Raw genomic sequence first — 24903 nt, forward strand, 5'->3', positions numbered from 1 at the left:
CAACGCATTTGCTCTATATCCGCGTTCTTCCGCGACCATCCGCGGTCGCCTTCCATTTACCCGCCAAGCACCAGATTCCACACATAAACCACCGTCAACCCGATCACAATCGCCGCCGTAGCCCAGGCCACCGCGTTGAACCAATGCGAGTTCGTGTACTTCCCCATCAACTCCTTCTTGTTGATGAGCTTCAGCATATAAATCAAGACCACCGGCAACAGAATCCCGTTCAAAACCTGGGACAGGATCGCAATCTTGACCATCGGAAAGTCGGGGATCAGGACCACTGCCGCCCCAAGCGCGATCAGCAGCGTATAGAACCAGTAGAAGAACGGCGCCTCTTTCCAGCCCTTGTCCAACCCGCTCTCAAATCCCATTCCTTCGCACACTACATACGCCGTAGATAGCGGCAGGATCGAAGCTGCAAACAGCGAAGCGTTGAACAGTCCCGCGGCAAACAGTACGAACGCATACTTGCCCGCCAGCGGCATCATCGCCTCCGCTGCTGTGGCCGCATCGGTAATATTCCGAATCCCATGCGTATACAGCGTAGCCGCACACGCCACCACGATGAACCACGCCACCACATCCGTGAAGATTGACCCAACGATCACGTCCAGTCGCGACGCCTTGTACTGCCGCACCGTCACGCCCTTCTCCACAATCGACGACTGCAGATAAAACTGCATCCACGGGGTAATCGTCGTCCCGATCACACCGATCGTCATATACACATACGCATGGTCCTTCCACACGCCACGCGGCGGAAGCTTCACCGTCTCCAGCATCGCCTGGTGCCAGTCAGGCCCGCTCAGCACACCGGCGATGATGTACGCGATATAAAAAACACTCGCCGCCAGGAAGACCTTCTCAACGTTCTTGTAGTCGCCCTTCACCACCAGCGCCCACACGATTAACGCGCAGATCGGCACACTCAGGTACTTGCTTACGTGGAAGAGCGACATGCTCCCGGCAATCCCTGCGAACTCCGTCACCACGTTGCCGAAGTTCACGATCACCAGCAGCACCAGCACGATGAACGTCATCCGCAGCCCAAACTCTTCGCGGATCAGGTCGCTCAGGCCCTTGCCCGTCACCGCGCCCATCCGCGCGCACATCTCCTGCACAACGATCAGCGCCAGCGTAATCGGGATCATCGTCCACAGCAGCGTGTACCCGTACTGCGCGCCCGCCTGCGAGTAGGTATAGATCCCACCCGAGTCGTTATCGACGTTTGCCGTAATGAACCCTGGCCCCAGCACCGCCAGAAACAGAATGATCCGAACCCGCCACTGCCGCCAGAACGTCAAGCCATCACCTTGCCTGCATCCCCTCGTACCTGGAGCAGAATCGCTCGCACCCGTTCCACAACCAACCCCGTCTGGTGATCATTGTGATACCCATCTCGCTCCGCACGCGCTCGCCCCGCCGCAGCGATCCGCGTCCTGGCCGCCTCGTCCGGCAGGTATCGGCGAATCTTCGCCACGCACTCCTCGATATCCGAAAAGAACACGGCCTCCTCATCCTCAATGAACCTCTGACTATGTCCAGCAGACCGCTCCGCCAGCAGGAAGCCACCACATCCCGCAATCTCAAAGCTCTTATGCACAAACTCATCCAGGTTCGAATGCGTGATAAAGCTCAGGTTGATCTTGGACCCCCAGATCCCCAGCCGGTACGCGTCTCCATACAGCTCTTCGCTCCGGTAGATCGCCGCAGCAGCATCAGCCGTCAGCACCGACCGCCAAACTTTATTCCCAGAAACCGACACCGGCACCCCAAACTCCTTCCACAACCGCGTCATAAACTCCGCCCGCTGATCGTAGGGCGTCCCGATAAACGACACCTCCCGATCCCGATCCGCATCGCTCCATCCCGCAGGCGGAGCGAAGTGCAGCGAAGGTTCATACGCTGTCTGGATCTTGATCACATCCAATGCCCCATGCTCCCTGTACTCCACAACGTTCCGGTCACGCTGCACCACGTGCAGGTTATAGTGCGGGATGTCCTTCATGTACAGTCGCCATCCCGGATCGCGTCGCGGTCCAAACGGATTGTCGATCATGTAGCTCACCGTCACAATCCCCATTGCACGCAGCTTGTCGAGCGTCTTGGGCCAGACCCACAGCAGCTTATCCGCCCATAAGACATCTGGCTGCTCCCGCTCCGCAGCCGCCAGCAGATCACGATTCAGCCGCACCACGCCCGGACCCATCGACAGCCGAAACTCAATCTTCCGCACCAAAATCTGCGGAGAGTCATACCTGTACAGGTTCAGCGGCACCACCACATGCCCCTGCCGCTCAAGTGCCATCAGCCGATGCAGCGATGAGTCGTTCGGCGACAGCCCTGCCGCATAAAGAATCTTCATCAGTGCTTCCCACGCAGCAGCGCAATCACCTGGTCAGCGTGGATCACGCCAATCAGCCGCTTCTGATCATCCACCACCGGCAGCGACCGCAGGTTGTACTTATCAAATAGCTCCGCTACCTTCTTGCCCGAAGCATCATCCGCACAGCTCACAATGTGCCCATCGGAAAGGTCCTTCAGCGCATCCCCACCTGAAGCAAGCACCAGCTTCACCAATGGCACTACCACCGTAATCCGCCCCTCCTCATCAATCAGGAAGATGTCCAGCACATTGTCCGTATCGCCCTCGAACGACCGCAGCGCCGTAATCGCATCCACGACCGCAGCCTCGGTTCCCAGCGCGATGTACTCCGTTGTCATTCGTCCCGCAGCCGAGTCACTCTCAAACTCCAGCAACTCCTCTACATCCTGCCGCTCCGCAGGGTCCATCTCCCCGAGGATCGCGTCCGACCGCTCCTCCGACAACTCCGCCAGCAGGTCAGCCGCTGCGCCCGGATCCATCTCCTCTACAATGCCCGCAATCTGCTCCGAGTCCAGCGACTCGATCAACGACTGCTGCATCTTCGCGTCCACTTCTTCCAGCGCGTCCGCCGCAACCTCGTCGTTCAGGCTGTTGAAGAGTGCCTGCCGCTCCGCCGGTGCCAGCTCCTCAAGAATGTCCGCGATATCCGACGGATGCATCCGCGACAACCGGTCCTGCCCAATCTTCAGCTTCACCCGTCGCGCCGGATCGCGCTCGATCAGGTCCACAAACTCCCACGGAATCACCCGGGGCTCAAATCCCCGCGTCAGCCGATCGACCGTCGACACTGGCAGTCCCTTCAGCAGCCGTCGCAGCGCTCCCCGAATGCCGACCTCAACCTCCGCGATCCGCAGCATCAGCTCCGGCTGCGCCTCACACACCGGCATCCACACTAGGTCCACATCGTTGACCCGCACCACCTTGTGCCCGTTGATGTCGATAATCTGCTGATCCAGCAGGTCTCGCTCCAGCAGCAGGTAGACCGCTTCGCCGTCCGTATCGGCACCCGGCCCACCGTCACTCGGCAACGGCACCTCCACCGGCATCGCATTCGCCCCAAGCGTCAACCGGCTGTCAGTGCCAAGCTGGATCTCCGCGACCCGCACCATCACCTGCGCCTCGCCGGACTTCGCAGCCGCGCGCCGAACCACCAGCGCATGCACCTGGTGCACATCCGCCGCCGAGTCCACCGCAAACTCCCGCACACGCCCGAACAGAACGCCCGAGGCATCGAAGACCGACGTCCCCATCAGCGTAGAAACACTCGTCCTGTTCACGACATGCTTGCTCATAGCAGCAACCCCGGCTCCGGTAAAACCCTGCACAGTTGCACTGTAGATTTGGACGGCACATCACGCCCCAAACGGGGTCATCTCTCGCGTCAAGCCGTCTCTGCCATGCTATCCCACCGGCCCCCAAACAACACACGCGGGGAACCTGCACCTGCACTGGCTTTATCTCTATCAACCAGGAGAACTGTCATCCTGAGCGAAGTCGAAGGACCTGCGGTCGCCCTGCCTCTTTGTTTGTCATCCCGCAGGGATCTGCTGTGCCCTTTGTCCAACCCAACTCAAGCTCCACCAAACTAAGTCGATGAACAGGTAACGGTACCTGAGGCCGTCACCATGCGATTGATCTCCGTCCTGCTCGTCTGTTCACTAGCCTTCACCTTGAACTTAAACGCCGCCGAGATCATCCGTACCAAAACCTCCGACGCAGCTACGCCAGCAAGCTCGACCACCAAAGCTTCCATCCTCCCCATAGCCAGGGAAATAGTCGTAGCCGTCCCACGCCTTCGCCCCTACACCACCCAGAGCACCATCCTCGTCGAGACCACCGCTCCACCCCTCAGCCCCACCAGCCACAAGATCACCTCTACCCTCATCGAGACAGCCGCCGGAGCCTTCGAAGATCCCTCCCGCTACTTTCAGCTTCTCCCCGGCGTTATCTCCGACTCCGATCAGCGCAACGACTTCCTCGTCCGCGGCGGCAACCCCTCGGAGAACCTCTTCGTCATCGACAACATCGACATCCACTCCATCAACCACCTCGCCCTCGCCGACACCACCGGCGGCTTCGTCTCCATGATCGACAACGCCGCCGTCCAGTCCATGACCCTCCACACCGCCGACCACGACGCCAAGTTTGACGACCGCCTCTCCGCCGTCGTTGAAATCTCCACCATCCCCGACGAGTCCCACCCCGCCATCCGCCACATGACCGAGTTCGGCATTGCCGGAGTAGGTGGCATGGACTCCCGCCCCCTCGGCAATGGGAACCTCTTCATCTCCGGCCGCCAGGGCATCCTCAACCTGCTCACCAACGACATCGGCCTCAACGGCGTCCCGCACTACACCAACAACCTCGTCCGCGCCGACCAGACCCTCGCCAACGGTGACCGCCTCTGGGGACTCTCCCTCACCGGCATCGACTCCATCGCCATCCATCCCGACCCCAACGACTCCGCCGAGACCAACCCCATCGACATCCACTACAGCGGCTGGCGCAACACCACCGGCCTCAACTACCAGCACCTCTTCTCGGCAAAATCCTTCGGCATCACCACCCTTTCGAACTCCGAGCAGGTCCAGACCATTGCCCAGACCGCCCAGCTCGAAGCCAGCCTCCCCATCTACAACGAACAGACCCACGACGGTGACACCGCCCTCAAGACCGAATACACCCTCGAAGCTAACGCCCACATCCTTCTCAGCGCCGGGGCCACCGAGACCCTCCACCGCATCGACTACAGCATTCTCCAGCCCGCAGGCGCGTCCAACTTCAACCCCTACACCGCCACCAGCACCATCCCAAGCGCCACCAACATCCGTCGCAACTTCGCCACCGCCGACGACGGCAGCTACGCCCAGGTCACCTTCACCCTGCCCGCCAACGCGCGCTTCACCGTCGCCGCCCGCGCCCACCACTGGGCCTTCGACCACAACTTCGCCTTCACCCCCAAGGCCTCGCTCACCGTCCCGCTCGGCCTCACGCACTCCTTCAGCCTCGGCGTCGCCGATTACGCACAGCTCCCCTCCTTCCTCTATCTCCTCAGCTTCCCCCAGAACGCCGCCCTCGCCCCCATCCGCGCCCGCCACTACACCGCCGCCGTCACGCTCATCGACCGCAGCCGCCTCCGCCTCACCCTCGCCGCCTACCGCAAGACCTACCGCGATTACCCGGTCTCGATCGACTACCCGCAGCTCTCCATGGCCAACATCGCCGACACCTTCGGGCAGGCCTTCCTCATGTTCCCCATGGTCAGCCGCGGTCTCGGCCAGGCCACCGGCACCGAGCTTTCCCTCGACCTCCGCGCCTCGTCCCGCCTCATGCTCACCGGCAACATCGCCTACTCCCGCAGCCGCTTCTCCGGCCTCGACGGCATCCTCCGCAACGGCAGCTTCGACCTGCCCCTCGTCGCCAACGTAGCCGCCGTCTATCGCGCCGGTCGCGGATTCACCGCCTCCGCCCGCTACACCGGAACCTCAGGCCGCCCCTACACTCCCGACGACCTCGCCGCAAGCTATCAACAGAACCGTGACGTCTACGACCTCACCCAGATCAACGCCCTCCGCTCCACCCCCTATGCTCGCCTCGACATACGCCTCGAAAAAGCCACACAATACCGCACCGGCACCCTCCTCTGGCACGGCGGCCTCGACAACGCCCTCAACCGCGCCAACTTCTACGCCTACCAATGGCAACCGATCGCCGGAGGCACAGCCCAGCAAAACCAGATGCCCCGCTTCCCCGACGGCGGCGTCAAATACACCTTCTAACTCTCGGTAACGCCTTGCTCCTATAGACTTCAGAGGCTCCGCCATTCCGCGAGGTCTCCGATGCGAACGCTGCTGCACGATCTCTCCTTCGCCTTGCGTCAGCTCCTCCGGCACCCGATCTACGCCGCTACAGCCATCCTCTCCATGGCCCTTGGCATCGGTGCTACCGCTGCTGTATATAGCGTTCTCTACGGCGTCCTGATTGATCCCTTCCCGTACCGCGACGCGGCGCACATCGCCGACATCGTCACCCAGTCCAAGGCCGACGACAAGAACAACGCGGACTTCACCCTCCCCGACCTTGAGATCCTCCGTCACGCCCACGCCGTGACGGATGTGATGGCGCACCGCCTGATCAGCAAGCTCCTCACCGGCGGCGACTTTCCCGAGTCCATCCACGTCGCTGAGGGAACCGGAAACTACCTCCAATTTCTGGATGCGCCACCGCTGTTGGGCCGCATCTTTACCTACGCCGATGCCCCTGCCAACATCGCCCCGCAGCCTGTAGCCGTCATCAGCTATCTCTTCTGGAAGTCCCACTTCGCCGGTAGCCCCTCAGCCGTCGGCAGCACTATCGAGCTCGATCACCAGCGCTACACCGTCCTTGGCGTCATGGGCCCGCGCTTCACCTGGCTGGATGCCGATGTCTACCTTCCATTACCCGGCGGCATCGATCCCAAGACCTCTCTGCCCACCGTCCTCCGCATCCGGCCCGACCTCTCCCGGACCGCCATCACCGCTGAACTCGACAGCCTGACCCGTCAGATCGCCAGCCGCTATCCTCAGACCCTCCAGCGCGGGCCGTACCGGGTCACCGTTGAAACCCTTAACGATAATCTCCTTGGTGAGTTCAAGGGAACCCTCCTCACCCTCTTTGCCGCCGTCCTGTCCCTGCTTCTTATCGGCTGCAGCAACGTCTCCATCCTTTTGCTCGCCCGCGGCTCAGCTCGGCAGTACGAACTTGCCATGCGGACAGCCCTCGGCGCTCCCCGCATCCGCATCATCCGCCAATTGCTTACCGAAGCCGTACTCCTCTCGGTCGCGGGAGGCGTTCTCGGCATGGCGATCGCCTTCGCCGCCATTCGCCTGATCACCGTACTGATTCCTCAGTACTCCATACCGCACGAGGTCGTCATCGCCCTCAACCTGCCCGTGCTGCTCTTCAGCACCCTCGTCTCGGTCGCGGTCGGCATCCTCGCCGGCCTCTCCCCCACGCTCCAGCTCTCGAAGACGAAGGTCGCCGAAACCATGCAGGCCACCGGCAGCCGGACCGTCACCAACTCCGGTTCGCGCACCCAGGGCGCGCTCATCATCCTCCAGATCGCGCTCACCGTCCTGCTCCTTGCGGCCTCAGGTGCGGCGATGCGTCAGTTTCTTGAGGCCTACCGTGCCCGTCTCGGCTTCGACCCCCACAACGTCCTCCTCCTCTTCATGGCCTTTCCCGAGCACGGCCACGATGCTCCTCAGGACCGCATCAACTACGAGGACGCCATGATCGACAAGATCGACAGTCTTCCCGGTGTCCTCAGCGCCGCCAGCGCCGTTACCGGCTTTCCCCCGACCGATGGCTGGATTCAGCAGGTCGACATCACCGGCGGCCCCTCCGGCGGCAGCACCCGTGCCGTCGTCTCCCTCAACGGCGCGGACTACTTCTCCGTCCTGAAGATTCCCCTCCTCCAGGGCCGATCCATTACCCGTGCCGAGGTCCTTCGCGGCGCACACGTCGCCGTCGTCAGCAGCCTCTTTGCCCAGCGCTACCTTGCCACCGGTGGCGTCCTCGGCCGCTTGATCAGTCCGCAGGAGCTCGCCCAGGCCGAGGCCGCCAGTCCGGCCGCACCCACCACCGGCGTAGCACCCGCAGCAGCCTCGCGACAAGCTCCCTACCAGGTCATCGGCGTCGCTGAAGACCTGCGCAACGACGGTCTCCATCGCCCGATCCAACCCGAGGTATATCTCCCCTCAAGCGTCCTCAAACACACGGGCACCGGCATCCTGGTGCGCACCTCGACAGACCCCCAGGCCATGATTCGCCCGATCAGCAAAGCGATCGGCACCCTCGATGCCAGCCAGTCCATCCGCCAGTCTTACGTCTTTCAGGACTTTCTCGGCGAGTTCATCTGGGCCCGCGAGCGCTTCATCTCAAGCCTCTTCTCGCTCTTCGCCCTGGTTGCCCTCTCGCTCGCAGCCATCGGTCTCGTCAGCGTCATCGCCTTCCGCGTCGAGCAGCGCACCCACGAGATCGGAATCCGCTCCGCACTCGGTGCGAGCCGCGCCAACATCCTTCACACCATTCTTCGGCCCGCCATGTTCACCACCACTACGGGTCTAGCGATCGGCATCCTGCTCAGCGTAGGTCTTAGCCAGTTCGCATCTCGATGGACGCAAAGCAGCATGCGCAGTTGGTCTGTCCTCACCGGCGTCTCAATCATCCTCCTGCTCGTCGCCGCCATCGCCGGTCTGCTCACCGCGCGCCGCGCCATCCAGATCAACCCCATAGAAGCCCTGCGTACCGAATAATCACAGTTCGACGAACGATGGCCTCTCACTTGTAGAAGCCCTGTCCCATGAGCGACGATCTAAAGATGAGCGCGCAGTCCCAAAACAAGCAGGCCAGCACGGTGAAAGATGGCTATGTCTCCTTCGGCCACCCATCCGTCACGCTGAAGCTGCCTTCAGGCCAATTCGTAGAGATCGACGAGGGTGTCCTCGACCTCATCAAGCTGATGAACACCATCCCAGGGATAGAAACCAAGGGCTCCTGCCAGGGTCAGGACGCAACCTACGGCTACGTACAGTTCATGCCGGACGACACCTCAGGGAAGGCTCACGCATCCGTCTACTTCATGTACCACATCCTCAAGAACATGCACGGCGCATGGGTGATGCACCGCCACAGGATGGGGGAGCATCAGCAATCCACGGGCTCCGAACATCCAGACGCCTACAAGTTCAAGTTCACCACCGAACTCGGCAACGGATATGTGTTGAAGTGGTCCCCGTACACCTACCCTGCCGTCCTCGCTGCGGCACATAAGGCAGCCGAAGAGACCATGCAGGATACATAGCAGTCAGATCCTGACGCCCACACTTACTATGTCTTCGCTGCGGCCTTCCGCCGGCCCTTGCCACGGTTGTGTGCCACCGCTGCACCAATCAATGCCTTCAACGCGGAGTGGTCGATCGCCTCGCCTTCATGAATATCGATAGCGCGCCTGACGTTTCCGTCGAGGCTGGAATTGAACAGACCTGAAGGGTCAGCCAACGCCGCCCCATTGGCGAAGGTCAGCTTGACCACGCTCTTATACGTCTCACCCGTGCACACGATTCCGCCATCAGACCAGACCGGAACGCCCCGCCACTTCCACTCTTCCACAATCTCCGCGTCGGCCTCGTGGATCACTCGCCGCACCTCGGCGAGCGTAGCCCCACGCCAGTCACCAAGCTCCTTGATCCTCCCGTCAATCAATGCAGAGGCAGATTCCGCAGCAATAGCAGCCTTCATAAGTCGCTCCAGCGTTCGAAACCAATGTAGCGACGATCAGCTTAAGCTGCAACTTGAAAGCTCATCAAACGTGTCGGCATTACCGCCGAACACCTGTGAACAAATCGGGGACGGATAGCGAATTGGTGAACACACCCCATCCGTCCCAACCCGGTTGCAACGGAGCTACTGAAATCCTTCGAATTTGTCCTCCGCGGGCTTCCGCACCACGCCGTGGAGAGCCTGCGGTCCAAAATGCGTCGTCGCCAGCCCGCCAAACACCAGCGTAATGTTCGAATTCGTCATGGAGTACGGAATCTCGCTCCCTCCCGTCACACACACCTGCAGCGTCGACGACGGCGGGTCCGTCTCGAAAGGAGCAATGCTTCCGTTCCCGGTCAACAGGCTGACCGTTCCGTTCAGCTGAAAGCCCATCGTCGTGGCAGGAGGAAGATAGGCTGGGCAGCCGATCATGTTCCAGGTGATCTTCGCGTTCGTCAACCGGATGTGATGCGTATGAGGATTTACCAGCGGCTGCGTCGGATCGACGGCACCCGCCGTGTTCCTCCCGTAGCCCGACATCGTCATATCCGCCAGGAAGTCAGCCGTCTCCCAACGCGGATGGAGGTCCATCGTCCACTGCCCATGCATCTCCCATGGGCTGCCTTTCACGCTGTCGCTCAAGGGCGAGTAGTCGTTGATGAGGCCACTAAGGTGCGCTGCTTTACGCTCCTGCGCAGAACCACAGGTTGCAGAGACCAGCAAAATAAGCGAAAACACACGTTTCGCTATCGTCTGAGTGTTGCTTATCATAATAAGAAACTCCAGTCCAGATTGGTTTGTGACGCAGGGCCACAATGGAGCACCCGCGGCGTGTCCTCAAGCGGCAATAGGCGGAATGACGCCAATTCCTCGACTTACCGCTCAATGCCGTACTTTGCCGTGCCAACGAAGACTGTTACGGCTACAATTTGGGTTCCCCGGGTTCATCGCAAAACTGATCCAGCCAGGAGAGCAAGGTGGGCAAGCCATCCATTGGGACACTGTCCGAAGACCAGCAACTGGTAGATCGGCTGGACTCCTGGAAGGAAATCGCCGCCTATCTCAAGCGCGACGTCACTACCGTCCAGCGCTGGGAGAAGCGGGAGGGTATGCCCGTCCACCGGCACCTGCATGACAGCATGGGCTCCGTCTATGCCTCTAGGAAAGGGTTGGACGCATGGGCGCGCAGCCGGAACTCTGGGGCGCTGCAGGAAGTCTCAGCCGAAGCCACCGCAGATGCTTCCGAACCAGCAGACCCTCCTCTATCCGTGGCACCGCCGCCGACGTACTACGTTCGCCCCCGAGGGCGACTCATCCTGCTCGCAGCGGCAATAGCAGTTGTCCTCGCACTCGTCGCCATCTTCTGGCTCGAGCACGTTGAGTACTTCTGGCGTAATCCCATCGCCGGCGCACACTTTGAGGCGATCACGGACTTCGATGGCCTGGAGCAGGCCGCTACACTCTCCCGGGACGGGCAGTTCGTGGCCTTTCTCTCCGACCGCACCGGCCAGATGGATGTCTGGGTGACGCAGGTCGGTTCCGGGGAGTTCCATAACCTCACCCACGGCAAGATCCCCGGGCTCATCAATCCATTGATCCGCACCCCGGAGTTCTCGCCCGATGGTTCGCTCGTCACCTTCTGGGTTCGTAGGCCAGACAGTTCGAACGGTGGAAACATCGACATCTGGGCAGTGCCCACGCTGGGCGGGGAGCCCAGACCGTACCTCGATGGCGTAGCCGAATTCGACTGGTCGCACAACGGCTCGCGCCTCGCCTACCATACCTCCGGGCCAGGCGATCCGCTGTTCGTAACAGACGGCATTGTGCGACCGGCCAGTCGTCCCATCTTCACAGCGCCTGCCGGACTTCACAGCCACTTCCCCTTGTGGGCACCGGACGAGACGTATCTTTACGTTGTTCAGGGCTTACTTCCCGACAAACTGGACCTCTGGCGAATTCGCCCGGAGGGCGGCGCGCCTGAGCGAATCACAACGCACAACTCCCACGTCAGTCATCCAGTCTTTCTCAATCAACGTACGTTGATGTATCTCGCCAGCGACGCTGACGGTTCTGGCCCCTGGCTTTACAGCATCGACCCGGCACACCGCATCCCGCACCGTCTCAACCCTGGCTTCGACCGATACACATCCTTGGCGGCCAGCGCCGACGGTCACCGCCTCGTCGCTACGCTCGCTACTCCAAAAAGGACGCTCTGGCGGTTGCAACTCGACGGCTCAGCCACCAGTGATTCGGTCGTAGTACCAATTCCGCTGTCGACCACCAGCGGGTTCTCCCCGAGGCTTGGTCCGGATTATCTCCTGTATGTTTCCGCAACCGGCACCGGCGAGAGCATCCTGAAGCTCCGCAACGGGGCGACGACGGAACTATGGCGCGGCGAGGGTGCCCGCATCTTTGGTGGCCCTGCAATTTCTTCAGATGGACGGCATATCGCATTCTCGGCCAGACAGCGCGGGCAAACGCTCTTGTACATCATGGATGCGGATGGAGCGAATGCGCGGATCGTAGTCGATTCCCTTGATCTGCAAGGCGCGCCGGCATGGGCACCGGATGGCCGGTCGATCACCATGGCGGTTAGTGATCACGGCATCTCACATCTCTTCCGCATTCCGACCGACGCTCACTCCCCGACTTCCTTTGTCGCGGAGTACTCGGTAGATCCAACCTGGTCGTCCGATGGCCGTATTGCCTTCTATTCCGGACCGGACATCGGCACCACCTTCTCTGTAAAGGCGATCACCGCGAACGGCACTCCGTACCCCGCACCTCCTCTCACGCTCACCCGGGGAGGTCGACACCTCGTCTTTCTCGCCAACGGACGCAAGCTGGTGATTTTGCAAGGAGACATTCAGCACAAAGATCTTTGGCTCAAAGATTTGGATACCGGTATCGAGCGTCAAATGACAAAGCTTCCGCCGGAGTTCGACGTCAGCGACTTCGACGTCTCCGCCGACGGCCGCCAGATCGTCCTGGAACGGGTGCAGGATCGGTCCAGCGTAGTGCTCCTCGATCTACCCGCGCCATAGCCTAAGGCCGGTTCGCCCTTACCTTCCAAAAGAACTGTCAAGCCCTACCTTAGTGCGTCGCCGCGCAACTACCTTTGAATCAATGACTTCATCATCGAAGTAAGTAAATAAAGTTGGCCGGTTAGTTCCACACAATCTCATATACTAGAGATAAGAGATAATCCGCGATCAAGGGCTGGCCTCTTGCGGCTTATCCAGTCCATCGCTCTTTAGAATGAGTACTTTACCTACACCCTCTTTGCAATCAATACTTTGGCTTGACACTTGGACCTAAGGACCGGCAAACAGGACACTTAAGGTCCACCCCGAAAACAAAAAATCTTCACTCAAGTCGACGCGAGGGAGGTTAGACGAGATTGTCCGGGTGCCTCATCGCAAAGGGTGGGAGTGAGCGACACTTTCAGCTCATCGAACCGCCGCAAACGGCGTCCATCGCACGCGTTCCTTGACATTCCAAGTCGGAGCAAGCAAACTGCGAAGACCGCTGCCATCGGTTCAAGCTCCCGAAACGCAGTAAACGCAAGACGCAACACCGAGGCCCGATTTGGCAGATTCGATCACCAGCCGCGTGAGCCTCACCCTCGAGTCAACACTCGACAGCGTCAACAAGGTCGAGCAGACAGCCGAAGACTACGCCGCGCGCTTCGGTTTCGATGAGGATGCCGTTCCCAATATCGCCATGGCCGTTCGCGAGGCCGCCGTCAACGCCGTCGTCCACGGCAACAACTACGATCGTGAGAAGCAGATCACGGCAGTCTTTGAAGCCACCGACGCGTCCATCATCATCCACATCGCCGATCAGGGCCCCGGCCTCGATCCAGACACCATCCCCGATCCTCTCGCGCCGGAAAACATCCTCCGTGGCTCCGGTCGCGGCATCTTTCTCATCCGCGCCTTCATGGATGAGGTAAACTTTCGCCAGCTACACCCCGGCACAGAACTCACCCTGATCAAACATCGAACACCCGCGCAGTCGGGGACCTAAGGAGACGTATTCATGAGCATGAAAGTTAAAACCCGCCAGGTGGACGGCATTACCATTCTGGATCTTAGCGGTCGCATCACACTTGGTGAAGGCAGCGTCACTCTCCGCGACGCCGTCCGTGACGTTCTGGCCAAAGGCTCGAACAAGATCCTTCTGAACCTTGGCGACATCAGCTACATCGACAGCTCCGGCATCGGCGAACTGGTCAGCGCTTTCACCACGGTCAAGAATGGCGGCGGCGAGCTCAAGCTCCTCAACCTGACCAAGAAGGTCCACGACCTCCTCCAAATCACCAAGCTCTACACCGTCTTCGACGTCAAAGACGACGAAGCCTCCGCTGTAGCCTCTTTCACCAGCTAACGCCTCTGGGTCGCAGAAAAGCCGTCGCGTCATGCGACGGCTTTTCTATGGTTTGAGCCGATGTTTGGTGGTTGTTCACGCGAAGCGTCAGTACCCCGCGAAGTGGCGCCCGCCCGGCGCTAGGGCGTCCTTAGCCCCAGCCGAAACTACTTGTCGAAGTCAACCTTGGGAGCCGTCTTCGAAGCTGCATCCGCCGCATAGTACTCGTTCTTAGGGTGGAACCCGGCAAAGTTGGCAAACAGGCTGTTCGGGAACTGTCCAATGAACGTGTTGTAGTCACGAATCGTCTCGTTGTACCGGCGACGCGCGACAGCAATCCGGTTCTCCGTCCCGGAAAGCTCGTCCTGCAACCGCATGAACTGCTCATTGCTCTTTAACTGAGGATAGCTCTCCTGCATTCGCAGCAACGGAAGTACGGCGACATTCAACCGATCGTTCGCAGCCAGCTTCTCATCCGGCGTCTTCGCCGTCATCAAGCCAGCGCGAGCATTCGCAATCGCCGTCAGGATGTTCTCCTCGACGTGCGCGTAACCCTTCACCGTCGCAACCAGGTTCGGGATCAGGTCGGCCCGGCGCTGCAGATTCACATCGATCTCCGAGAACGCCGCTTTGACATCCTGATCCTTTGCAACCATCTGGTTCTTCGAGCTGACGTAGCTACCGCCCGCAAACAGCAGCACGATCACAAACAACGCCGCTACGCCGAGAAACGCCCATAAAGCTTTCATGTAATCCTCAATTCTTTCAATTCGATTCTAAGTCCAATACAACAAATCACCTTCAAAAGTTCCCACTGGCCCCACCGCCACCAGAACTTCCGCCGCCAAACCCGCCAAAGCCGCCGCCGCCCCGATCGTCATCGCGACCACCACCACCGCCGCCTCCACCACCACCCAACAAGCTCCCGAGGATGAACCACAGAATTCCAAGGTTCCCTGTACTCGCCAGGATCACGATCACCAGCAGCAGTAAACCGCCGCCGATCACGATCTGCATCAAGCTCAAATGAACCGGCACCTGCTGTTGCTGCACCCGATGATACCGATGGGTCTGCGTAGTCAAGGTGACGTTCGCGTCCGCCGCAATCACCGAGGCAAGCTGCTGCACTCCAAGGGGAATCGCCTCGTTGTAGTCACCCTGTTTGGAATACGGCTCCATCGCCCGCCCGATATCGCCAACCTTGGCATCGTTCAGGATTCCCTCAAGCCCGTAGCCAACCTCGATCCGGCCCTTGACCGGATTCATCACCAGCAGCATCAGGACGCCGCGATCCGTTCCCTTCGCCCCGTCCTTCCACTTCTCTTCAAGCTCGGTAGCTGCCTCTTCGATAGGCTGATCGTCATCCAGCGTCTTGATCGTCACCACGGCGATCTGCGCATGGGCTTGCCGATCGACCGCGACACAAAGGTCCTCAACGGACTGCTTCGTCGCCGGATCGAGCACTCCCGCGAAGTCGCTCACATACGACGTGGGCGCCGGCAGGTCCTTGATCTTCTCAGCATGCGCACCCGCAGCCGAGACCACCACAAGGGAGACAATCGCCACCCATCGTAAAAAACGCTTCATTACCTGCATTCTACGCCGCACCCACGAAGCAAAGGAGAGTGCACGCAGCACTCTCCTTCATGCACAAACCTAATCTGGAACCACTTATTGGGCCGGTGGCGCAGTCGCTCCGCCACGTCCTGGCGTGGCAACGCCTTTAGCCTTCGCGAGTTTGTCGACCATCCGCGTATGATCCCGAATCACCCGCAAGCCCTTCTCCACTGCAGGCTTCAGATTCGAATCCGTCACCTGCTCATCCTCGTCCCGAAAGTCGCGGACGTCCTCATGGTGATCCTTCACCATGTACGCCAGATACTCCTTATCGAAGTCATCCCCGGAGAGTCCATTCAGCTTGTCATACTCCGCCTGGTCCTTCTTCGTCAGCTTCGTCGGCACCCGCACACCCATGTCATCCGCGATCGGCTTCAGGCTGTTATTCAGCATGGTATGGTCGTCCACCATCTTCTGGGCGAACTGCTTCACGTCGTCGCTGCTACCCTTCTGCGCCGCAAGTTGGCCAAGCTGCACCTCTGCCAGCCCACCCTCACCAGCCTTTCGCAGGAACATCTTATCCTTCATCATCTGCCCCGTGGGATCGTTGGCTCCAGCCGCACCACTCATTGTCCCCGCCATCCCGGTTCCCATAGCGGTGTTGTTCTGCTGTTGATTTTGCTGCTGATTCGGCTGATTTGGTTGATTATTGGACATCGACGATCCCTGCTGCGCAGCTACAAGCGTGGTCGCTGAGAAGCCTGCCACACACAGAACGCCACACCGAACAATATTTAGATTCATCTGGCACACTCCCTGGACAGCCAACGTACAGCGCCGCCGATCATACATTAAGTAGGGTGTAGCGAGCACATCCTTGGTTGCCTGCCCATGCGTATCGCACGCCGCAACCTTGTTATCCTGTACATCGGAGCCTGCCACTTGATGATCCAGCACCAGACCGTTCAGCCCCCAGTTGCTCGCCGTCAGCCGGAACCCTCTACCCTGCACGGCATCACGCTTGAGGATGACTACCGCTGGATGCGCGACAAAGCCTCACCCGAGGTCATCGCCCATCTCGAAGCTGAGAACGCCCACGCACTCGACTTCATGGCTCCCACCCTCGAACTCCAGTCCCGACTCTACGACGAGATGCTTTCCCACATCAAGGAGACTGACGAGTCCGTTCCCTACCCCGACCACGGCTGGTTCTACTACGCTCGCACCGTCGCCGGACAACAGTACGGTATCCACTGCCGCAAATCCGCCGCCCGCCGTGAGCGCGACAAGCCCGCCGCCGAAGAGATTCTCCTTGACGTTAACCTTCTGGCCGAAGGCAAGCCCTTCATGTCCCTAGGCGGCATGGCTGTCAGCCCCGACGGCTGCACCCTCGCCTACTCTACCGATGAGACCGGCTTCCGTCAGTACACCCTCCACATCCGCGATCTCCGCACCGGCAAGGACCTGCCCGACACCGCCCAGCGCGTAGGCTCTATTGCCTGGGCAGCCGACTCCAACACCCTCTTCTACACCACCGAAGATGAGACCACCAAGCGCCAGGACCACCTCTTCCGCCACACGCTCGGTTCGCCTGCAATAGACGACGTTCTCATCTACGAAGAGAAGGACGAGCGCTTCAACCTCGGCGTGGGCCGCACCCGCGACCGCCAGTACCTCCTGATGGAAGCCGGTAGCCACACCACTAACGAGTGCCACATCCTCTCTGCCGACGACCCTACCGGCACCTTCCAACTCATCGCCCCTCGTCTCGACGATCAGGAGTACTACCCCGACCACCGCGACGGCCTCCTCTACATACGCACCAACGATGTTGGCAAGAACTTCCGCCTCGTCATCGCTCCCGTCGGCACTCCTGACCGCGAGCAGTGGACCGAACTCCTCCCCCTCGATCCCGAAGCTCCTTTTGAAGACTTCGACCTCTTCCAGTTCTTCCTTGTCACCACGCGCCGCAGGCACGGCCTTCCCGTCATCGAGATCCAGCCGTTCCATCCCGACAGCACCCTCAGCGAGCCGCAGCCTATCGTCTTTCCGGAGCCCACCTACAACGCCGGAAGCCACGCGAACCGCGAGTTCAACACCAACTGTTACCGCTACAGCTACACCTCGCTCGTAGCCCCCGCCTCCGTATACGAGTACGACCTCTCCACCAGCACCTCCACCCTTCTCAAGCAGCAGGAGGTCCCCGGCAACTTCGACCGCACCCTCTACGGCTCCGACCGCGTCTGGATCACCGCTGCCGACGGCGTCAAAATTCCAGTGTCCCTCGTCTATCGCCGCAATATCTTCCATGCCGACAGCAAGAATCCCCTTTACGTCTACGGATACGGCTCCTACGGCTACCCACTTCCGATCGGCTTTAGCTCCTCGCGCCTCTCGCTCCTCGACCGTGGCGTCGTCATCGCCTACGCCCACATTCGTGGAGGCGGCGAACTCGGCGACGCCTGGCACGACGCAGGCAAGATGGCCGTCAAGCAAACCACCTTCTCCGATTTCACCGCAGCCGTCGAGCAACTCACCCAGCAAGGCTACGGCGATCCAAAGCGTGTTGCCATCGAAGGCGGCAGTGCCGGCGGCCTCCTGATGGGAGCAGTCGTCAACCAGCGCCCCGACCTGTTCGCCGTTGTCCTCTCCCACGTTCCATTCGTAGACGTGATGAACACTATGCTCGACGCCACCCTGCCCCTCACTGTAGCCGAGTATGAAGAGTGGGGGAACCCCAACGAAGAAGCCGCCTTCCACACCATGCGCGCCTACTCGCCCTATGACAATCTCGCTCCCGGCGACTATCCCGCCATGCTCGTCAAAACGAGCCTCAACGACTCACAGGTCATGTACTGGGAGCCTGCAAAGTACGTAGCCAAGCTCCGCACTCTCAAACAAAATGCCACCCCGCTCCTCCTCCACATCAACATGGACGCAGGCCACGGTGGAGCCTCGGGCCGCTACGATTACCTCAAAGAAACTGCCTTCGACTACGCCTTCCTGCTCACCCAGCTAGGTGTCGAAGCATAAATCCGCCCCGGCTCCCTTCCGCAGAGGTCATTCTTTGGAACGGAGCCAACGACTAGACCTTGACCGCTTCAACCGCATCCTCAGCCTTCGCTATCCCGCCATCACCTTCGCCTGGAGCCAGGAATAGATTCCGCTCAACCCCATGCTGTCGCGTGTAAAGCTCGTAATACCGCCCCTGCAGCGCGTACAGCTCCTCATGAGTCCCACGCTCGAGTATGTTCCCGTGCTCGATCACTAGTATCTGCTCTGCCCGCCGGATCGTCGACAGCCGGTGTGCAATTACGAACGTCGTGCGCCCCTTCATCAAATAGCTCAGCCCCTCCTGGATCAGCGCCTCCGACTCTGAGTCCAGCGAGCTTGTCGCCTCATCCAGAATCAAGATTCGCGGGTCAGCCAGAATGGCACGCGCAATGGAGATGCGCTGCCGCTGCCCACCCGACAGCTTCACCCCACGTTCCCCAACAATTGTCTCGTAGCCTTCCTCAAATTGGTTCGCAAACTCATCCACCCGAGCAATCCGGCACGCCTCCATCAACTGCTCTTCCGTAGCATTTGGTCGACTGAACTTCACATTCTCTCGAATCGTTCCATCGAACAGGAACGTCTCCTGCAGTACCACGCCAAGCTGCTCGCGATAGCTGCTCAGCCGGATCGTCGACAGGTCCACCCCATCGATCAAAATCTGTCCCGTAGTCGCGTTATGGAACCCGCAGATCAGCGAGATGATTGTCGACTTACCTGATCCCGACGACCCTACCAACGCCGTCACCGTTCCCGGCTTCGATTCGAAGCTCATCCCGTGCAGAACCTCCTTGCCCGGCTCATACGCGAACGTCACGCTCTCAAACGCTACATCCCCGCGAATCGAGGGCAGCACCTCCGTCCGTCCTGGCTCCGAATCCTCTTCCTTCTCTCCGAGGATCTCGTTCGTTCGGTCCAGCCCCGCCATTGCCTCTGTCAACTGGGTCCCGATCTGCACAAACTGCACAATCGGGGCGATCATGAACGCGAGAAACATCGTGTACGTCACATAGCCGCCCGTCGTCAGCGCACCCGACACGACCTGTCTCGCGCCGTAATACATCACCAGCGCTCCAACTAAGCCAAGGATCGCCGTCGACGCCAAACTCATCAACGACTGCGCTGTAATCGAAGAAATCACATTTTTCAGCAGCCGCTCAACACCCGCTGCGAAGATGTTCGCCTCACTCGCCTCCGCGTGATACCCCTTCACCACGCGCACGCCGCCCAGCGACTCCGTCAGCCTTCCCGTCACCTCGGCATTAATCTTTGATCGCTCCCGGAAGATTGGCCGGATTACCTTAAGTGCCCGTAGCACCACAAACGCAAACAACCCGAGAATCGCAAATGTAAGCATCGTCATGCGCGGACTCAGATGGAGGAGCCAGAGGAATGCAAAGATAGCTGTCAGCAGCCCACCGAAGAAGTCGATGATGCCAGTGCCAATAATGTTCCGTACGCCTTCTACATCGGACATGATCCGCGCCACCAGCGTACCCGTCCGATTCTCGTCATAAAACGCCACCGGCAATCGCCCTATATGCGACTGCACCTTCGTCCGCAACTCCGCGATCAGACGCTGTCCAGCCTTCGAGAGCACCTGCGTAAGGGTGTACGACGTCGCCCCTTGCAGCAGTGTCGCCCCAACGACCGCTCCCACAATCAGCGGAAGTTGAGTCAACTGATGCTTGCCCATGACGTTATCAATCAAGTACCGCGCCGAAGCAGGAAGCACCAACCCGCTTGCCCGGTTCACAATCATCAGAGCGAAGCTCACCGACAGAATACCCAGTCTAGGCTGCACCAGCGCCCAGACCTCCGGCAACACCTTCTTCAGCGGGGGCTTGGGCCGCTTCGCATTCAACTCCGCTACCGTCGACCGACTCGTTCCACGCACAGGCCGGTCCGCCGCCTTCACTCCCGTGCCGCCGTAATTCGAAGAATTCAAAGGAGACGCCATTCTCCTAGTTTATCTCCTCATTCGACGAATCGGCCCCGAGGTGTCCTGCCCTTTCTCTCTTGTCATTCCCGAAGAGGACATTAGTCTTTTTAGTCCGTCACAAAAACGGACCTGTGCAGCGAGTCGGTAATGACCTCGACCTTCCACCACTTTTTCCAAGCAGTCCCACATAACCGAGCCGAACAACCTGTCCATCCGTTGTTTGCTGACGCCTGTTTAGCCCCGTCCTTATGCAAGCGAACAGACCGTTTGTCCTTACAATGTCGCGCCGCGCCGAAAGTGCAAGCTTGGCTAGACAGCCAGTCGCCCTCGCCGCGCGATGATAAAGCTCCGCACACACGCCAGCACATACAACAGAGCCAGCAGTGAAGCAGCAGCCTTCTCTTCGATCGCGATCGGATGCGGCAACTCAGCCCCATGCGCCAACTGAAAGACCTTAATATCTGCCGGGATCAGGCCAAGGAACACCAGCAACGCCACCGTTACCGCAATGTGCATCCACAACATCCGTTTCTTCGAGTCAGTCGTATTCGCCAACGCTCCAAACACCACAAACAGTAGTCCGATCCCACCTGGAATCAGCGCCGTAGGATGCGCGCTGCCTGTAGCAACGAATCCAGCCACCGCAATTACCACCAGCAAAACCCCAAACACCATCGTCAATTTAGCCATTAAAAATCCTCTATCCAGAAATCTCAGCATACCCGATATAGCGGGTCTCGACTGACGACCATCAAGGTCTCATAAAGTAATGACAGTTCTAGGTAAGTTATAAGCGTTCACCTACAACACAGCCAAAGCTCACAGCAGGGACAAACCTTCCTCTAACGCTTCGGTTACTTCGAAGACGCTTTCGTCTGCTAAACGATTGAAGAACGGAAGAGCAATGGTACGTTGACTAACAAAATCTGTGTTTGGTAGAGAATGTAGCACCGAAACACCGCTGTAAGCTGGCTGGGCATGGATCGGAGCAAAGTAACGTCCGCAACCTATGCCTTGGTGCAAGAGATGTTGCATCAAGCGATCTCTCTCGTCTCTGGCAAAGGTCGGGTCAAGCTGTATCACATAAACAAACCAACTTGTAGACCGATCCTCATACGACAACACAGGTACCTTCACACCTCTCAGTGTGGAAAGCGACCGATTGTAGGATTCGGCAACGTTCCGTCGACTTGCCAAGATCTCATCGATGCGCCGCATCTGAGCGCATCCTAGGGCGCAATTGATCTCCGATAGTCGGTAGTTCCAACCAAGCACAGAGTGCTGCTCCCACGCGTCGGAAACGTATCGTCCCTGGTTGCGCATAGCTCTTATATCAGCAGCCAACCGAGGATCTTGAGTGACGATCATCCCGCCCTCACCCGTTGTGATTTGCTTATTAGGGTAGAACGCAAACACGGCTAGATCACCGAATGCTCCCACGCGCGTACCTTGGTACTCTGCGCCCAGAGCTTCACAGGCATCCTCAATAACGCGAAGATGATGCTTTCTGGCAATTTGCAGGATGCTTTGCATGTCCGCTGGCACCCCGAATGTATGTACGACAACAATAGCCCGTGTTCTCGATGTGATTGCTTCTTCCAAACGAGTAGGATCCAGGTTCAAAGTTCTAAGTTCGATATCAACAAAGACAGGGACCGCTCCCTCATATCGAATAGCGTTTGCCGCAGCAACAAACGTAAAAGATGGAACAAGCACTTCATCTCCGGGTCCGATGCCGAGTGCCCGGATACAAAGGTGCAATCCAGATGTACCGGAATTTACGGCTATACCGTAAGGCGCTCCGATATAAGTGCTCACTCTTGCTTCAAACTCTTCCATCTTGGGCCCAAGACTTAGTTGCGTGCTTCGAAGGACGGCAACAACCTCTTCTATGTCCGCTTCAGTAATGTCGGGTCTAGACAGAGGTATCTTCAACTCGCACCTTGAGGAACCAGCTTGAACAAAAGCTTGTCGCGTGACGGCAGTGAAGTCAGTACCTTAATAATTCGTTCGGACGCATGCCCGTCTCCGTAGATATTTGTCATTTCTTTAAGGGAGTCGCGAAAACCCGAACTCTCTGCACGGCGAATAGCATCCAGAATGGCCGAGGTGACTGGGGGTGCATCTAGAACATTTTGGGATCGCTCTCTTCCCTGTTGCCGCATGCCTATATTGACCGTTGGTAATCCGAAAGATGCAGTTTCCATGATGCCACTGCTGGAGTTACCTACAAACAACGTTGCCTCCCGTAAAAGGCTCCAGTAGTCTACCGCCGGCAGATTGGTGAATAAGAACGTGTTTGACCGCTCAGCCATGAACTGACGGATACGGTCCGTAAGATGGTAGCTTCCTGCGTCAGCGTTGGGATAGCAGAAGATCAATTGATGCTGAAGCTCTCGAAGAGCTTCGAATAATCCACTAATTTCTGAATTTGTGTCCGTCAATAGCGTTACGGGATGGTACGCGATCATAATGGTTGGCAGTGTCAGGTCGATATGGAATCGAGCCTGAAGATCGGCGCGAGAAGCTAACTTGCTCCGCTGCAGATGATCCAGTGATGGTGCACCTGCATGATGCACACGCCATGGTTCTTCTCCCATCGACATAACGCGCTCGCGAGCGGTTTTGGTTGATGTGAAGTGAACATGACTCATCTTCGTGAGCGCATTACGAACAGCGTCATCGATAGCTCCCTGGCTCAGCTCTCCTCCCTCGATATGCGCAATCGGGATCCGCAACGCCAAAGCAACAGTTGCAGGTGCAAGCATCTCATAACGATCGGCTATCAAAAGCAACAGGTCGGGTCGCATGGCAGCGAGCGTGTCCGTAAGCGATAGCACGGCCAGGCCAATAGTTTTAGCCATCCCAACATCGCTGTCAGAGCTCAATAAACATTCCAGCCGAGCAGCAATTGTAAAACCATCCTTTTCGATTTCACGAACCGTATAACCGTGTTCAGGAGAAAGATGCGAGGCAAGAACGATGAGCTTTAGGTCGACATCTGGGTGTAAATCCAATTCACGGAGTGGCCAATATAAATGGCTATAGTCAGCTCGTGATGTAGTAACGACTGCAATGGTCGTCTTCACTCTGTAATCTCCATTTTTCCTTTGTCGACTGTGCCATGCCCCTTAGTAGAGAACACATAGTCCGGTATAAGCTTTCCGATTGCAGTCATCAAGAGGTTAAAGTTCCGAGACTGAATGGCCTCATAGATTGCGTCACTAGCCCCATCGATCAATACTGCTGCAGGCAAGTCGCTGCAAGTTACGAGATTGAGTGAAGCGATCCCGCAGGCAATTGCGCATTCATTACAGGCAACCATGCGCTCGGTAAGCTTCTCGCCCGAGCGCAGGCCGATATAGCAGATCTCAACTGCCTTAGAGACGCAAGGAATGTGTGCTATGAGATAGTCAGCGAGACCAACTACCGGGAATGGTTCTCCGGCCTCCGCGATTAGAAGTAAGTTGGTACCTTCAACTAGCAACGCTGACATCAGCCGCTGGACAACCTCATCGATTGAAAGAAAATATCTGGTGCATCCTGGGTGCGTGATCTGAACAGGACCACCATGACAAATCTGACGTACAAAGATAGGACCGACACTACCAGTTGACCCTAGAACATTTGCAAGACGGACAGCCTTCACCTGTACAGGTCCGGGGTTCGCGACGACCAGCAGTTCAGCGATACGTTTGCTGACGCCCATCATCCCGAAAGGCTCAACAGCTTTGTCAGTGGAAACAACAATAACCTGTTCTGCCAATCCATCGTTGGCCGCTGCAAGCAGTTGGTGTGTTCCTATAACGTTGTTGTGCATTGCAGCAAACGGGTTTGTCTCCATGAGCGTGACATGCTTACATGCTGCAGCATGAAAGACGATCTGAGGTTGATGCTGTTCGAAGATCTCACGTAAAAGCACCATGTCACAAACATCACCTACAATCGCTGTAAGTTGAGTGGTGTCCCCTTTGTCCTCAAGTTCTGAATAGAGTTCGAACAGCCCTCCTTCTGCAATGTCGAGCAATGTCAGACTTTGCACCGAAAGGTTGCTAAGATAGCGAGCCAATGCCGACCCGATGTAACCACCAGCACCTGTGATGAAGACGCGCTTTCCTGTGACCGATTTTTGGAGCAAATCCTCATGAGCACATTCCAGTTCCCTGCCAAGAAAGCTCATCCAATCGGCCGTTTGATCTCTCATTGACTCCATGTTTATTGGTGCTCTCATAAGCATCTGTAGTGTACGCAATGTGGAGCAGCCTAGTCTGTCCATGAAAGACATGAT

The 24903-nt window shown here is 58.5% G+C and carries 20 protein-coding genes; 7 read left to right on the forward strand and 13 right to left on the reverse strand.

Features of this window, described 5'->3' with window-relative positions; translation table 11 throughout:
• Positions 1 to 56 precede the first annotated feature (56 nt).
• From OHL20_RS20445 to OHL20_RS20455, 3 genes are read right to left on the reverse strand one after another with little or no spacing between them, the layout of a single operon-like run.
• Positions 57 to 1310 (reverse strand): Nramp family divalent metal transporter, encoded by a 1254-nt coding sequence (locus tag OHL20_RS20445; RefSeq protein ID WP_263385153.1) that lies wholly within the window; start codon positions 1308 to 1310, stop codon positions 57 to 59.
• A complete protein-coding gene (locus OHL20_RS20450) occupies positions 1307 to 2371 on the reverse strand; it encodes a CgeB family protein (protein WP_263385154.1) in 1065 nt (354 codons plus the stop codon). The genes OHL20_RS20445 and OHL20_RS20450 overlap by 4 nt, the downstream gene beginning before the upstream one ends.
• Positions 2371 to 3684, reverse strand: a complete 1314-nt coding sequence (locus OHL20_RS20455; protein ID WP_263385155.1) for a magnesium transporter MgtE N-terminal domain-containing protein — start codon at positions 3682 to 3684, stop codon at positions 2371 to 2373. The genes OHL20_RS20450 and OHL20_RS20455 overlap by 1 nt, the downstream gene beginning before the upstream one ends.
• Before the next feature lie 333 nt (positions 3685 to 4017).
• On the opposite strand from OHL20_RS20455, the gene OHL20_RS20460 reads away from it, so the two are divergent.
• Genes OHL20_RS20460 through OHL20_RS20470 form a run of 3 tightly spaced genes read left to right on the forward strand, consistent with a single transcriptional unit; the run spans position 4018 to position 9236 of the window.
• Positions 4018 to 6171, forward strand: a complete 2154-nt coding sequence (locus tag OHL20_RS20460) for a TonB-dependent receptor plug domain-containing protein (RefSeq protein WP_263385156.1) — start codon at positions 4018 to 4020, stop codon at positions 6169 to 6171.
• A gap of 60 nt (positions 6172 to 6231) precedes the next feature.
• Positions 6232 to 8688, forward strand: coding sequence for an ABC transporter permease (locus OHL20_RS20465; RefSeq protein ID WP_263385157.1), 2457 nt, complete (start codon positions 6232 to 6234; stop codon positions 8686 to 8688).
• Between the two features lie 47 nt (positions 8689 to 8735).
• Positions 8736 to 9236: a hypothetical protein gene (locus OHL20_RS20470; RefSeq protein WP_263385158.1), complete on the forward strand. Its 501-nt coding sequence runs from the start codon at positions 8736 to 8738 to the stop codon at positions 9234 to 9236.
• Positions 9237 to 9262: 26 nt separating this feature from the next.
• Here the strand turns inward: OHL20_RS20470 and OHL20_RS20475 are convergent, their stop codons facing one another.
• Both OHL20_RS20475 and OHL20_RS20480 read right to left on the reverse strand, forming a co-directional pair.
• Entirely contained in the window at positions 9263 to 9673 is a 411-nt protein-coding gene (locus tag OHL20_RS20475) for a DUF1801 domain-containing protein (protein WP_263385159.1), read from the reverse strand.
• 165 nt (positions 9674 to 9838) lie between these two features.
• On the reverse strand, positions 9839 to 10465 hold the full coding sequence (locus OHL20_RS20480; RefSeq protein WP_263385160.1) for a hypothetical protein: 627 nt from the start codon (positions 10463 to 10465) through the stop codon (positions 9839 to 9841).
• Between the two features lie 206 nt (positions 10466 to 10671).
• Here OHL20_RS20480 and OHL20_RS20485 point away from each other — a divergent pair, with 206 nt between their 5' ends.
• From OHL20_RS20485 to OHL20_RS20495, 3 genes are all read left to right on the forward strand, one after another.
• Complete coding sequence (locus tag OHL20_RS20485) at positions 10672 to 12738, forward strand: TolB-like translocation protein (protein WP_263385161.1); 2067 nt, start codon at positions 10672 to 10674, stop codon at positions 12736 to 12738.
• A gap of 544 nt (positions 12739 to 13282) precedes the next feature.
• Positions 13283 to 13723 (forward strand): ATP-binding protein, encoded by a 441-nt coding sequence (locus tag OHL20_RS20490; protein WP_263385162.1) that lies wholly within the window; start codon positions 13283 to 13285, stop codon positions 13721 to 13723.
• Positions 13724 to 13735: 12 nt separating this feature from the next.
• Positions 13736 to 14083: an STAS domain-containing protein gene (locus OHL20_RS20495; protein WP_263385163.1), complete on the forward strand. Its 348-nt coding sequence runs from the start codon at positions 13736 to 13738 to the stop codon at positions 14081 to 14083.
• A 146-nt stretch (positions 14084 to 14229) separates the two neighbouring features.
• Here OHL20_RS20495 and OHL20_RS20500 read toward each other — a convergent pair whose 3' ends face one another.
• From OHL20_RS20500 to OHL20_RS20510, 3 genes are all read right to left on the reverse strand, one after another.
• Positions 14230 to 14811: a LemA family protein gene (locus OHL20_RS20500; RefSeq protein ID WP_263385164.1), complete on the reverse strand. Its 582-nt coding sequence runs from the start codon at positions 14809 to 14811 to the stop codon at positions 14230 to 14232.
• A gap of 52 nt (positions 14812 to 14863) precedes the next feature.
• Positions 14864 to 15649, reverse strand: coding sequence for a TPM domain-containing protein (locus OHL20_RS20505; RefSeq protein WP_263385165.1), 786 nt, complete (start codon positions 15647 to 15649; stop codon positions 14864 to 14866).
• Between the two features lie 84 nt (positions 15650 to 15733).
• Positions 15734 to 16423: a DUF4142 domain-containing protein gene (locus OHL20_RS20510; RefSeq protein WP_263385166.1), complete on the reverse strand. Its 690-nt coding sequence runs from the start codon at positions 16421 to 16423 to the stop codon at positions 15734 to 15736.
• 141 nt (positions 16424 to 16564) lie between these two features.
• Here OHL20_RS20510 and OHL20_RS20515 point away from each other — a divergent pair, with 141 nt between their 5' ends.
• The gene (locus tag OHL20_RS20515) at positions 16565 to 18652 is read left to right on the forward strand and encodes a S9 family peptidase (RefSeq protein ID WP_263385477.1); all 2088 of its coding nucleotides are present in this window, start codon (positions 16565 to 16567) and stop codon (positions 18650 to 18652) included.
• A gap of 52 nt (positions 18653 to 18704) precedes the next feature.
• Here OHL20_RS20515 and OHL20_RS20520 read toward each other — a convergent pair whose 3' ends face one another.
• The 5 genes from OHL20_RS20520 to OHL20_RS20540 all read right to left on the reverse strand — a co-directional run bounded on the left by OHL20_RS20520 (position 18705) and on the right by OHL20_RS20540 (position 24819).
• The gene (locus tag OHL20_RS20520) at positions 18705 to 20633 is read right to left on the reverse strand and encodes an ABC transporter ATP-binding protein (protein WP_263385167.1); all 1929 of its coding nucleotides are present in this window, start codon (positions 20631 to 20633) and stop codon (positions 18705 to 18707) included.
• Positions 20634 to 20924: 291 nt separating this feature from the next.
• The gene (locus OHL20_RS20525; protein WP_263385168.1) at positions 20925 to 21305 is read right to left on the reverse strand and encodes a hypothetical protein; all 381 of its coding nucleotides are present in this window, start codon (positions 21303 to 21305) and stop codon (positions 20925 to 20927) included.
• Positions 21306 to 21434: 129 nt separating this feature from the next.
• The gene (locus OHL20_RS20530) at positions 21435 to 22550 is read right to left on the reverse strand and encodes a DegT/DnrJ/EryC1/StrS family aminotransferase (RefSeq protein WP_263385169.1); all 1116 of its coding nucleotides are present in this window, start codon (positions 22548 to 22550) and stop codon (positions 21435 to 21437) included.
• Positions 22547 to 23704: a UDP-N-acetylglucosamine 2-epimerase gene (gene neuC, locus OHL20_RS20535; RefSeq protein ID WP_263385170.1), complete on the reverse strand. Its 1158-nt coding sequence runs from the start codon at positions 23702 to 23704 to the stop codon at positions 22547 to 22549. The genes OHL20_RS20530 and neuC overlap by 4 nt, the downstream gene beginning before the upstream one ends.
• Positions 23701 to 24819 carry a polysaccharide biosynthesis protein gene (locus OHL20_RS20540; protein WP_263385171.1) on the reverse strand — a complete coding sequence of 373 codons (1119 nt, stop codon included), beginning with the start codon at positions 24817 to 24819 and terminating at the stop codon, positions 23701 to 23703. Before OHL20_RS20540 ends, neuC begins: the two co-directional genes overlap by 4 nt.
• Positions 24820 to 24903: the final 84 nt, after the last annotated feature.

It is taken from the genome of Granulicella arctica, assembly GCF_025685605.1.
Lineage (GTDB): Bacteria > Acidobacteriota > Terriglobia > Terriglobales > Acidobacteriaceae > Edaphobacter > Edaphobacter arcticus.